General features: G+C 31.7%; 9 protein-coding genes and 2 pseudogenes. 3 read left to right on the top strand and 8 right to left on the bottom strand.

The window, feature by feature from the left end:
• Positions 1-269: 269 nt before the first annotated feature.
• Complete coding sequence (locus AAHN00_RS09680) at positions 270-503, bottom strand: hypothetical protein (RefSeq protein ID WP_250310741.1); 234 nt, start codon at positions 501-503, stop codon at positions 270-272.
• A 216-nt stretch (positions 504-719) separates the two neighbouring features.
• Between AAHN00_RS09680 and AAHN00_RS15135 the strand changes: the two genes are divergently transcribed.
• Positions 720-905 carry a transposase gene (locus AAHN00_RS15135; RefSeq protein WP_410521473.1) on the top strand — a complete coding sequence of 62 codons (186 nt, stop codon included), beginning with the start codon at positions 720-722 and terminating at the stop codon, positions 903-905.
• Between the two features lie 103 nt (positions 906-1008).
• Entirely contained in the window at positions 1009-1293 is a 285-nt protein-coding gene (locus AAHN00_RS09670; RefSeq protein ID WP_342271143.1) for a hypothetical protein, read from the top strand.
• Between the two features lie 395 nt (positions 1294-1688).
• Here AAHN00_RS09670 and AAHN00_RS09665 read toward each other — a convergent pair whose 3' ends face one another.
• Together AAHN00_RS09665 and tnpA are read right to left on the bottom strand one after the other, a co-directional pair.
• Positions 1689-2261 (bottom strand): site-specific integrase, encoded by a 573-nt coding sequence (locus AAHN00_RS09665; protein WP_342271142.1) that lies wholly within the window; start codon positions 2259-2261, stop codon positions 1689-1691.
• Between the two features lie 101 nt (positions 2262-2362).
• Entirely contained in the window at positions 2363-2815 is a 453-nt protein-coding gene (tnpA, locus tag AAHN00_RS09660) for an IS200/IS605 family transposase (protein WP_342272638.1), read from the bottom strand.
• A gap of 69 nt (positions 2816-2884) precedes the next feature.
• Between tnpA and AAHN00_RS09655 the strand changes: the two genes are divergently transcribed.
• Entirely contained in the window at positions 2885-4069 is a 1185-nt protein-coding gene (locus AAHN00_RS09655) for an IS3 family transposase (RefSeq protein ID WP_342270912.1), read from the top strand.
• Between the two features lie 380 nt (positions 4070-4449).
• Here AAHN00_RS09655 and AAHN00_RS09650 read toward each other — a convergent pair whose 3' ends face one another.
• The 5 genes and pseudogenes from AAHN00_RS09650 to AAHN00_RS09630 all read right to left on the bottom strand — a co-directional run bounded on the left by AAHN00_RS09650 (position 4450) and on the right by AAHN00_RS09630 (position 13285).
• Positions 4450-4725, bottom strand: a complete 276-nt coding sequence (locus AAHN00_RS09650; RefSeq protein WP_342271141.1) for a helix-turn-helix domain-containing protein — start codon at positions 4723-4725, stop codon at positions 4450-4452.
• 320 nt (positions 4726-5045) lie between these two features.
• Positions 5046-5894 (bottom strand): annotated as a pseudogene (locus AAHN00_RS09645) (IS110 family transposase); the annotation flags it as partial.
• Complete coding sequence (locus AAHN00_RS09640) at positions 5887-6057, bottom strand: hypothetical protein (RefSeq protein WP_342271140.1); 171 nt, start codon at positions 6055-6057, stop codon at positions 5887-5889. The pseudogene AAHN00_RS09645 and the gene AAHN00_RS09640, both read right to left, overlap by 8 nt.
• A gap of 101 nt (positions 6058-6158) precedes the next feature.
• Positions 6159-6341: pseudogene (locus AAHN00_RS09635) on the bottom strand (IS110 family transposase); the annotation flags it as partial.
• Between the two features lie 296 nt (positions 6342-6637).
• On the bottom strand, positions 6638-13285 hold the full coding sequence (locus AAHN00_RS09630) for an ankyrin repeat domain-containing protein (RefSeq protein WP_342271139.1): 6648 nt from the start codon (positions 13283-13285) through the stop codon (positions 6638-6640).
• Positions 13286-13658 lie beyond the last annotated feature (373 nt).

Genomic DNA, 13658 nt, shown 5'->3' with positions numbered 1-13658 from the left:
TTTCTTTACATATCTGTTGACTGTAATTGGAGCATTACCTGTAAATTGTAGCAATTTTCTAGCTTCACTATTATATAGTTTGCCATTACAACAGTGAGGACAGCTATCACCACTACAAAAATTCTCAGGAGTTAAATAGCTGGTATTCGCATCCTTATAATCATCAAACCCATATTTACCTTGCCAATTACTACGATCTATCTTTTTGGGCTTATCGCACTCTTCTTCATTACCACCATTCCCGTTATCAGATTCACTTGGCGGTTCTTTTAATGAATCTGAACTATCTTTTTTTTGTTATCTGCCTTAAAACCAATCAGCATTTCCTTAAGCTTATTTATACTGATATTTGATGATGCTAGCTTGTCTATTAGCTCATTACAAAATTTCACAAGTTCTACTATCGTTTGCTGTTCATCTCCCGTTAATGAACTTTCCTTGACATGTTGTATTAGTTCTTCTCGTTCTTCAGCACTTAAGGTCGCTACTTTTGGTTTTTTCATTTGATTAATTATCATTATTATTAATATTTCAAATGTTATAATATAATTGGTACTTTTTCAACTAGTTTTTATTACAAAACTTACGCTATGTTATCTCAAGTATGACTAAAAACCTTGGCTGAAAGCCATTTTTTCATAGTAAAGAATTTTAATAATATCTCAGTACAAAGCCACTTATCATAAAACATAGCGTAAGTTTTGATTAATCGGTGATATTTGCATAGTAGAAACCCAAATTTATACAATAAATTCATACTAGCAAAAAAATTAGATAGTGTTACGCAGTTTTGCTGCAAGTATACGGTTTTTCTAGGATACCCTGAGGCGATAAGGAAAGTAATATACACAACTAATAGTGTAGAATCTGTCAATAGCCAATTACGTAAGGTTACTAAGAGTTAACCACTCTGCACTGCAAGTGCAGAGCTTAATATTACGGCATGAATGCCTCATGTATGTACTAACTTAAAAGTTAGAAACTATTTGTGTATGGCTCATTTAGAAAGTGTCACAACACAAAAAGAATATATTTGTGAAGTGTAAGATTTTGTTAAAAAATATCCTATCTTTTCTTGATAAGATATTTAAAATTTATGTTGAAACGACGCACTGCAAGTGCGGGGTTTTTCTCCCAAAGTGGGACAATAAACGGGTTTTTCCAAATGATAATGCCGTTTTTAAGACCTTGTATTTGGCAATTGATTATATGACCAAGAAATGGGTTATGCCGATTCCAAACTGGAACGCAGCTATGGCTCACTTTTTGATAAAATTTGAAGGTAGAATTTAAGCCCTATGAAAAATTTACACACTTAATTAGAAAGGCTCGCGAAATCCAACACCTGTATCTCTAATCGTAAGAGTCTGTCATAAAGATTGTGTAAGTTGCCTTGAATCAATTTGCCATACTTTGTGGTACTGATGACCAAAAATGGGCAAATGTCGATCAAAGATGGACTAACTCTGACATCATACTTACACAATCTTTATGATAGACCCAATCATAATGCACTATTGACGGTAGCTACTTTTTACACATTTTGTATCTTAATTAAAATTGTCAATTACCTACAACCCCTTATATCCATTGGTTTTACAACTAATATTTAAACTTAGTCACCTTTTAAAAATTCCCCTCTCTTTTTATAGCTAAAAGTATCCTTTTTTATTTTGTGTTTTCTACTATCATATTGGAAAGTCATTTATAACCTTATTGTACGTCTTTTGAGCATCAGTTATCGATAGCTTAGAATATATCTCTAAAGATTGCCTAGATTCATGACCAGAATAAGGTTGTATCAAAGCATCATCAATACCTTGCTTTTTCATCCAGGTAAATAGAAAATGTCTTAATTTATGAGGAGTTATAGTATGATTCATATTGGCTTGTTGAGTATAAGTCATTAGAATCTTCCGAATACCATGCTCAGAATAAGGTTTATTCCAATTTGACTCAAATAAGTATTCTACTTTCTTCTTGTTCTTTATACTTTTAATATAAAGAGCTAACACTTCTCTAAAACCTGTTGGAAAAGGTACTATCCTGTCTTTTTTACCTTTGCCATCATTAATGCGTATCTGACACTTATTAAGCTCGACATCATCTGCTTTAATTTTTACCAACTCACCTACTCTAACTCCAGTATATAGCATTGTTTTTATTATTATCATGTGCTTTATATTTTGGGTATCCCACACTACATCGTAATATTTTTTTATCTCTTCATCTGAAATACTAGAGTGGCTACTTTTTATCAAATAAAACCTAGATAATACTTAGCAATCAATTGACAAACTAGGCTAAAATGCATAGTGTGTCAATCACCAAACTGAACACCCCTCAGCTCTAAGCTGAGGGGTTATAAAGTAGAGTCAATTTGAAATTGACCTACTTCAATTGGTTCTCCTTCTTGTTCTTCTATATATTTCTGAATTATTTCATCTGTTATGTTACCTGAACTAACTGCCATATATCCTCTAGCCCATAAGTGACGTCCCCAAAACTGCTTTTTTAAATGGGGAAATTCTTCAAACATGATTCTTGCACTACCACCTTTTAAATACTGTACCAACTTACTTAACGCTATTTGCGGTTTATAGGATACAAACATATGAATATGATCTGCTACCACTTTTCCTGATATTAGGTAAACCTCATGATCCATCGATATTTGCCTTAACACATCCCTTACTCTCTCAGCTACTTTGCCAGTTAATATTCTTTTACGATATTTTGGTATCCACACTAAATGCACTTTTAAATCGTGTTTACTATGGCTATTAGTCCTATAACTATAATGGACTGAAAAAATTAGACAAAGAAGCAGGTATTTTTGTTTCTCAATAAGTATAGAATAATAAATAAAATTAAAGAGAAACAAATGGGTAAAAAACAAATTAAAAATTTTAGTGCAGAAGCAAAAACTAAAATAGTATTAGAGATGTTAAAAGAAGAATCAACAATAGGTCAGTTATCGGTCAAATATGAAGTAACGGCTAAAACTATGCAAAACTGGAAACGACAATTTTTAGATAATGCGTCATTGGCATTTGAGCCAGCAAAAGCTGTTAGTGAGTACAAAGGGCAGATTAGTGAACTTAAGAATCAAAACGATGAACTTGCAAAAGCATTAGGTAAGGCTACAGTCGAGAGGGACTGGGCGGTGGGAAAGCTAAACAGCTTGGACTTATCAAATAAGAAAAGTCTTGTCGACCCCAAGCTGAGTACGTTAGCAAAGACAAGGCAATGTGAACTATTAAAGATAAGCAGATCTGGAGTATATTATAAAGCTAAAGTAATGAGCTTATATAATCTTGATATTTTAAATAGAATAGATGAAATATATACGGATAACCCTGAGTATGGTTATCGTTATATATACAAACAATTATTGGAAGACGGCTTTAATGTGGGCAGAGATAGGGTGCTTAAATATATGGGAATAATGGGTATAGAAGCTATTCATCCTCATAAAAAGCAATCTACTTCTGTGAAGGATGGTCAACATAAAATTTATAGCTATTTGCTTGAGCCGTACTGGCACAAATCAGGAACGAATAGAACTATTCATGTACCTTATGTTAATCAAGTGTGGAGTGGTGACATTACTTATATTAGAACTAACGGAGGATTTATGTATCTTGTGGCGATTATAGATTGGCATAGTAAGGCAATACTAAGTTATAAAGTATCTAATTCTATGGATGCATCACTTGTAACCGATGTATTAAAAGATGCACTGAATAAATACCCTGCACCACAAATATTCAATAGTGATCAGGGTAGTCAATATACTGGACATGAGCATACGGGAATTCTAAAAGAGAATAATATACAAATCTCAATGAACGGTAAGGGTAGAAGCATTGATAATATTGTGATTGAAAGATTTTTTAGAACTTTAAAATATAATTGTATATTTATAAATGATTTTAAAAATATCGCAGAACTTAAAGATGGTATTGATAAATACATGGATAAATATAACAATCAAAGATTCCATTCAAGTATTGGTTATAAAAAACCGATGAACGTGTATCTTGATTACTTACAAAATGCAGCTTAAAAATTATGTAAAATGGGAAACAAAATTAGTGAAAAATTTGTCTTGAAAAATCAGTCCAGTTTCAACTCCTCATCTTATTTCACTAATTCGTCGTTAATACGACTTCATTATATCTTCCCTTCGCCTAAAGGCGAGGGTTTTTTATAATCCCCGTTGGGGGACAATAAAAACGTTACTTTTTGCTGTGAAAAATATTAAATTTAGAGCTAGCTTTTTGCTAAATAAAATAAGGATATCAATTTATGTAACGTTGAAGATTATTAGGGTTACAGAGAAATAAGGCTTTAAATTAGAGAAGGGCTATACAAAAAATACCTTCTTCTGAAAAGCCTATCGGTATTATGGATATAAGGTATGCATTTCGCTTTTCGCATGTTCTGTTACGGTGGGCCACTTTGAACCCGCCTAACTCCTAATTTACGTTCATTTCTTAGTGATAAAATAAGCTTTTCTTGTTGAGCTGTTATCTTGCTTTGACAGTTATAAGGCTTACGGCTTAGCTCTTTTAATCCATCAACACCGCTCTTTTCATAACATTGTAACCATTTTCGTAAAGTAGGTCGAGAAATACCACATCTACGGCATACAATCCCAGCATCCTTTACCTCTTTATATAGTTTTATCCAACTTAAACGTGTTTTTTCTAATCTATCCATTTAGCTATGTATGGACCTACCCAACAATGCAAGAAAAAAATAATATATAACAGCAAAAAAATCGAATGCAGTCATGTATCCGGCTTATAGACAATAAATCAAGCAATTTATCCTATAGCCCTGATGGAATTCGCTGGCTTACAAACTTATACTTATTATTTTATCGACTTATAAATAGCCCTTAGCTAAATCAGTTTTTTTGTAAGCTAAGGTTCGTCTTAGTTACCATCAATATTATCATTCTTCGCATATTCCGGATTGGAATTTGTTAAACTTCTATTACCTATAATGTCATTTCATCAATTATTTGGAGTAGTTTTTTAACTACAAACTTTACTCTCGGTATAATCATCACCTGAACTAAGTAATGCAAATACCACCCTTGCTAGCTTATTAGCTACCGCGACAACTGTTTTATTATGACCGTTTCTCTCAGATAAATTAAACATCCACTCAGTAAACTTGCTATAATCTTTTTTAGATTTTTGTTCTTCCGTGGTAAATCTTATCTTGCTATTCAGAATGGATCTTGCCCCTTGAATTAACAAAGTACGTAAATAGATATCACCTCTTTTACTAATACCAAGCAACTTATTTTTGCCACCACTAGAGTGTTGCCTTGGCACTAATCCCAGCCATGCTGATAGTTGCCTACCATTTTCAAAACAACTAGCATTACCTATTGAGGCTATTAAGGCTGTGGCAGTTATTAAACCTATACCTGGTATCATCATTAGTTGTTGGTGATTACTATACTGGCTAGCTATGATTTTTAATCGTTGTTCTAGCTCTTTTATTTTTTTATCATTTTCTACAAATTCTTCTTTTAACTCACTAAATGTTTGGTAGCTTAGCTGACTTAAATGCCCTTCGTCTAAAATCTCAGTTAATTTTGTTATAATCTTATTGATTCCTTGCGGAATAGTAAAACCAAATTCATATAATAGCCCTCTAATCTCATTAGCAAGTGCAGTACGATTTTTTACCAATCTCTGTCTTACCCTATGAATAAATAAAATATCTTGTTGCTCTACAGTTTTAATGGGTACAAACCTCATACTAGGTCTTGCTACTGCCTCACATATTCCTTCTGCATCAGCTTGATCATTTTTATTGGTTTTGACATAAGGCTTAACAAACTGTGGTGCCATTAGTTTTACATTATGACCTAATTTTATTGTCCCACTTTGGGAGAAAAACCCCGCACTTGCAGTGCGTCGTTTCAACATAAATTTTAAATATCTTATCAAGAAAAGATAGGATATTTTTTAACAAAATCTTACACTTCACAGATATATTTTTTTGTGTTGTGACACTTTCTAAATGAGCCATATACAAATAGTTTCTAACTTTTAAGTTAGTACATACATGAGGCATTCATGCCGTAATATTAAGCTCTGCACTTGCAGTGCAGAGTGGTTAACTAATTCTCTTGCCCAATAGCTAGCTCCACCGCAAGCTTCCATGCCTACTAGACATTTTGGTACGTTAGCCATAAAAGTTAAAACCTGTTCTCTCATTAATTTCTTCTTTAATATTGTCTTGCCATTTTTATCTACACCGTGAATTTGAAAAATTCTTTTTGCAATATCTATACCAATTGTGGTAACTTCCATATGGACCTCCTTATTGTTGTTTAGGATTCATTTCCTATCCTAGAAGATTAGCATACGCTTCTCATTCTGTATATAGGGTAGGTCCATACCATTATTTTAGCACATCCTAAAATTGAAATAATCTTTATGAATCATACAATTAAAGATTGGTCAGTTGCCTTGAATTAATTTGCTATACTTTGTGGTACTGATGACCAAAAATGGGCAAATGTTGATCAAAGATGGACTAACTCTGATATCATACTTACACTATCTTTCTGATAGACCCTATTTATGCTTCCATCTTCGCAAAAGACTCACTGATCCATAATGTCATATTTGAAATTGCTGCCTATTAAATCTAAAGATTGAACAAGCATATCATGATTATCTTGTTGAGTTACTTCATTTTGTAATGAGATAATTTTATCATTATCTAACAAATGTGTATCTTTATTATTTTTATTCACGTCAAATATTATTCTTACATCTTGCTTACATGTTAATTTTGGAAAAAAATACTTAACCACTATTATATTTTGACTATCTGTTAATATCTGCCCCGAATACATTTCTATTGCTAAAGATTGAATAATTGTAATTATATCTTGAACTAATTTAATATTTTTTAATTTATCTACAATATATTTAGATAAAATCAATGATATGTCAGCACATACTCCAGTATCAGTTTGTTGTAAGCCAGAATAAATAATATTTACCTCTTGAATTTTTTTATCCTCTAAAAGAATACCTGAAAGCTTTTCTAAAATATTACTAAATTCAGATTTTTCACTTAATGGATCAATTATTGATATAAAATTATTGTTTTTAAGAAAAACAACGGCATGATTATTATTTTGATATGCAACTTTTAAAATTGCTAAATTACTGACAATATTATTGATTGAATTAATGTCAACCAAAATTAAATTTGCACTATTCATCATTTGTATATTATAGTTGATTGAATCTTCACTTAACCCTGCATATAAACAATTTGTTCCTTGTATCGTTTTTGGTGGTTGAAAATCGGAAGATTTTACTATTGTTGTATCTGGATACACATATATCAGAATACACTTCTTATATATAATTTCATATTCTACTAAGAAGAAATCACAATACTTTAAGGCTTGTTGATAAGCATTATTGTACGACGTGTTATTATAAGAATTAGAAGAATACTTTAATTCAATTAATAATGCTGTCTTATCTTTCACTAGAACAATGTCAGGTATTTTTCTCTCGACTGTAGTATACACTGGATTGCTAGCACACCAAGATATTTTCTCATTCATTAATAATGATAATGACAAACAAGTGCAAATTCCCTGAATTAAACTTTCATTCCATAGTGCATTTGTTTTTAATGCAGCAGGTAATGCCTCATGGAATACTTGTGCAAAGTTCTTATCATTATTTTGCTTAAAAAATAGTGATAATTCATCTTGTATTTTAGTAGATATATTAAAATTCATTACTATGTTTTTGTGGTAAATATTTAGGAGCTTCTCACAAAAAAGATTTGTACTACTTTTATTAACTATGCTAATTTTACCTTTATTCTTAGATAGATAACCTGTTGCTAGAAGAAATGGGAAAATCATTTCTAGAGAATCCTTAGGAATATTGGTATAATATTCCTCTTTACTACTAATAACAGCAATTAATTTAATAAAACTATCCAAATCAAAACTTAGCTTTAATCTCATATTGCTAGGTATGCAAGACTCTTCATCTATGAAAGAACCTCCAACTAACTTGAGAAAGTCTGATTTTATGTCTGTGTTTTTTAAAACTTTTTGAATAAAAGACAAGTTACTACTATTATCACGGTATACATCAAATTGACAATCGTGAGATATAAACTGCATTATATCCCAAGGATTGCACAAATTCTGTGCACCTATTATATAACCACCATACCATTTCATCATTTGTTCAATAGTATTATCGGCACCATCAACTAAAAATTCTTTCAAACTTTGTATATTTTCTTTAGTAAATCCATAGAACTTAGAAAATGGATTATCAAAAAAGTTATATTCTGTAATATTATTTAAGTTAGAAAAAAAACCCGCTTTAGATATCCTAAATATTCCTGTAATTAATGCTTTTTCTAAATAACTCTCCCCGGCATCTGTTGGTTTTAGTATACTTTCCATTAATGATGCTATAATCTTTGAAGTACCTATTATTTTCTTTTCCTTTATACTATTTATAGCATCTAGTAAATTACTATTAATGTCATCTTCTGTAAGTTTTGCTAGCGGAATGCATTTCTTTTCTACAATATATTCTTTCACATCATGTAATGGAATCGGTACTAACGATAACTCATTTGTTGGAGTATCATATTCATCAATTAAAACAAATACTTTTTTTTGAAAATGTTTTTTTAGCAGCTTTGCTAAAGTAGATAAGCCGTGACTAATCATACTGACATATTCATTTATCAATGTTTTATCAAACTTTTTTACGTCATAGTAGTCGTTAAAATATTGTTTTTGACGATCAGTGAGTCGATCACTTTTTAATAAATATTCATGAGATATAAAAGCGTCTTGCAATAATTTAATACACGAGTATATTAATTGTTCATCATTTTCATATTTAATCTTTCGAAAATCAAGATATATCACAGGATATTTTCCCATATATTGGTCTATAATATTTTTACTATTTAAGATATGCATTGTATTGTTAGTATTTAGATAATTTGGTTGTGCAAATACTTTATAATTCTCACTTTGTTTTATGTCAGATATATTGTTATTCCCTTCATCATCAACATGAACTGTTATGAACTGATGTATCATACTCATATTGACAGATTTTCCCCATCTTCTAGGACATGTAATCAGTATTATTTTTGGTTTACTCAGAAGAAACTCCTCGATAAACATAGTCTTATCTATAAAATATCCAGTGGCAGATAGCTCCTGAAATGTAGTAGCACCAACAATGTTTTGCATAGAACATGTTTTAATTTGCGATGGCACTTCTTGTTGAACATCATCATTTTTGTTATTGATATATCTTTGATAAAAATTAAGTATTGTGCCACTTATTATATTATTATATTTTTGAAACCAAAGTAGTGCTGAATAATTATCTTTATTCTTAATTGTTATATCCACCAAAGGTTGCTTGCCTTCATGAGATGTTTTAGCTAAATTCAGTAACCTACTAATAATGATTTCATCTGTAACAGCAATATTTTTAGTATTAGTTGTATCGGACTTTTTTAAGGTAGAGCATATTAATGCCAATAATAACGGTGTATTACCTTTCATATCTTGGATATTAAGATCAAGCAGGAATTTACCTTCATCGTCTTTTTGCCCAGCAAACTTTAGTAACTTATCTATAATGTCTATATCTTTCTTTTTTATAGCAAATGATAACGGCGTATACTTATCGTGTATATTATTAAGATCAAGCAGGAATTTACCTTTATCATCCTTTTGTCCAACAAACTTTAGTAACTCATCTACAGTGTTCGTATCTTCCCTTTTTATAGCCAATAATAACGGCGTATTACCGTCATCATTAAAGAGATTCAGATTAAGCAGGAATTTACCTTTATCGTCTTTTTGCCCAGCAAACTTTAGTAACGCAGCAACAGTATTTTCCTGTCCTTTGTCTATAGCCAATAATAATGCTGTATAATCTTCATGATCTTGGATATTAAGATCAAGCAGGAGTTTACCTTCATCGTCTTTTTGTCCAGCAAACTTTAGTAACGCAGCAACAGTATTTTCCTGTCCTTTGTCTATAGCCAATAATAACGGCGTATTACCTTTGTAATTACAACGATCCAGATCAAGTAGGGGGGTACTTTGCCCAGCAAATTCTAGTAACGCATCAACAGTACTTTTCTGTCTTTTGTCTATAGCCAATAATAACGGTGTATGCTTATCTTTATCCTGTATATTTAGATCAATTAGGAATTTACCTTCATCGTCTTTTTGCCCAGCAAACTCCAGCAACGAATTAATAGTGTACTCTTGTTCTGTATCTATAGCCAGTAATAATGCTGTATACTTATCCTTATTCTGTATATTTAGATCAATTAGGAATTTACCTTCATCGTCTTTTTGCCCAGCAAACTCCAGCAACGAATTAATAGTGTACTCTTGTTCTGTATCTATAGCCAGTAATAATGCTGTATACTTATCCTTATTCTGTATATTTAGATCAATTAGGAGTTTACCTTCATCGTCTTTTTGCCCAGCAAACTTTAGTAACTCATCTACAGTGTTCGTATCTTCCCTTTTTATAGCCAATAATAACGGCGTATTACCGTCATCATTAAAGAGATTCAGATTAAGCAGGAGTTTACCTTCATCGTCTTTTTGTCCAGCAAACTTTAGTAACGCAGCAACAGTATTTTCCTGTCCTTTGTCTATAGCCAATAATAACGGTGTATACTTATCTTTATCCTGTATATTTAGATCAATTAGGAGTTTACCTTCATCGTCTTTTTGCCCAACAAACTTTAGTAACGCAGCAACAGTTTGCTTGTGTCTTTTATCTATAGCCAATAATAACGGTGTATACTTATCTTTATCCTGTATATTTAGATCAATTAGGAGTTTACCTTCATCGTCTTTTTGCCCAACAAACTTCAGCAACGAATGAATAGTGTTCGTATTTTTCTGGTCTATAGCCAATAATAACGGTGTATTACCTTTGTAATTACAACGATTTAGATCAAGCAAGGGTTTACCTTTATCATCCACTAGGAGTTTACCTTCATCGTCTTTTTGCCCAACAAATTCTAGTAACGCATCAACAGTACTTTTCTGTCCTTTGTCTATAGCCAATAATAACGGCGTATTACCTTTGTAATTACAACGATTTAGATCAATTAGGAATTTACCTTCATCGTCTTTTTGCCCAGCAAACTTCAGCAACGAATGAATAGTGTTCGTATTTTTCTGGTCTATAGCCAGTAATAATGCTGTATACTTATCCTTATTCTGTATATTTAGATCAATTAGGAGTTTACCTTCATCGTCTTTTTGCCCAACAAACTCCAGCAACGAATTAATAGTGTACTCTTGTTCTGTATCTATAGCCAATAATAACGGCGTATTACCTTTGTAATTACAACGATTTAGATCAATTAGGAATTTACCTTCATCGTCTTTTTGCCCAGCAAACTTCAGCAACGAATGAATAGTGTTCGTATTTTTCTGGTCTATAGCCAGTAATAATGCTGTATACTTATCCTTATTCTGTATATTTAGATCAATTAGGAGTTTACCTTCATCGTCTTTTTGCCCAACAAACTTTAGTAACGCATCAACAGTACTTTTCTGTCCTTTGTCTATAGCCAATAATAACGGCGTATTACCTTTGTAATTACAACGATTTAGATCAATTAGGAATTTACCTTCATCGTCTTTTTGCCCAGCAAACTTCAGCAACGAATGAATAGTGTTCGTATCTTTCTGGTCTATAGCCAGTAATAATGCTGTATACTTATCCTTATTCTGTATATTTAGATCAATTAGGAGTTTACCTTCATCGTCTTTTTGCCCAACAAACTTTAGTAACGCATCAACAGTACTTTTCTGTCCTTTGTCTATAGCCAATAATAACGGCGTATTACCTTTGTAATTACAACGATTTAGATCAATTAGGAATTTACCTTCATCGTCTTTTTGCCCAGCAAACTTCAGCAACGAATGAATAGTGTTCGTATCTTTCTGGTCTATAGCCAGTAATAATGCTGTATACTTATCCTTATTCTGTATATTTAGATCAATTAGGAGTTTACCTTCATCGTCTTTTTGCCCAACAAACTTTAGTAACGCATCAACAGTACTTTTCTGTCCTTTGTCTATAGCCAATAATAACGGCGTATTACCTTTGTAATTACAACGATTTAGATCAATTAGGAGTTTACCTTCATCGTCTTTTTGCCCAGCAAACTTCAGCAACGAATGAATAGTGTTCGTATCTTTCTGGTCTATAGTCAGTAATAATGCTGTATACTTATCCTTATTCTGTATATTTAGATCAATTAGGAGTTTACCTTCATCGTCTTTTTGCCCAACAAACTCCAGCAACGAATTAATAGTGTACTCTTGTTCTGTATCTATAGCCAATAATAACGGCGTATTACCTTTGTAATTACAACGATTTAGATCAATTAGGAATTTACCTTCATCGTCTTTTTGCCCAACAAACTTTAGTAACGCATCAACAGTACTTTTCTGTCCTTTGTCTATAGCCAATAATAACGGCGTATTACCTTTGTAATTACAACGATTTAGATCAATTAGGAATTTACCTTCATCGTCTTTTTGCCCAGCAAACTTCAGCAACGAATGAATAGTGTTCGTATCTTTCTGGTCTATAGCCAGTAATAATGCTGTATACTTATCTTTATCCTGTATATTTAGATCAATTAGGAGTTTACCTTCATCGTCTTTTTGCCCAGCAAACTTCAGCAACGAATGAATAGTGTTCGTATCTTTCTGGTCTATAGCCAGTAATAATGCTGTATACCCATATTTATGCTGCATATTCAGATCAATTAGGAATTTACCTTCATCGTCTTTTTGCCCAACAAACTTCAGCAATGAATGAATAGTGTTCGTATCTTTCTGGTCTATAGCCAGTAATAATGCTGTATACTTATCCTTATTCTGTATATTTAGATCAATTAGGAATTTACCTTCATCGTCTTTTTGCCCAACAAACTTCAGCAACGAATGAATAGTGTTCGTATCTTTCTGGTCTATAGCCAATAATAATGGTGTATTACCTTTTATATCTTTGATATCCAAACCTACTAAAGCCTTATCTTTATTTATTGCTTGAACATAATTTAGTAAATTCTTAACATCTAAAACACTCCATTTTGTCTTTGGTATCTTCCTTAATAATTGATGATAATTATTTAACGATGTATCTGTTTCCCCATCATCTCTTTTTCTTTTAAACATAAAAATTACCATTGTATAAAGGGTGATCTGTCAACAGTTTTCCGGACAGTTTTTTACGCACATTTTTGTATTTTTTCGTATTGTATACTCTTTTGGAAGCAGCAATTCCAAATATGACATAATAATGTACTTAAACTTCCTGTTTTACACCTCTTCCATTTTTAGAATGAAAAATTTCAATATTTTAGATAGCATAACTTTATGTATAGATGAATTACTACCATATTGACTAATTATAAGTCCATCATTCCTTTCCAAAGCATTTTTATTGTTAATAGTTATCTGTCTAATACTTGGTGCTTCTAATAATATTTTAAAAGTTAGCACATTATGACTTACTTCTAATGTATTAGGATTTCACGAGTCGTTATAG

Source organism: Candidatus Tisiphia endosymbiont of Parasteatoda lunata, assembly GCF_964030955.1.
In the GTDB taxonomy this organism is placed as follows: Bacteria; Pseudomonadota; Alphaproteobacteria; order Rickettsiales; family Rickettsiaceae; genus Tisiphia.
Note: the sequence above shows the minus strand (reverse complement) of the source record. Positions and strands in the feature narration are given on the sequence as shown.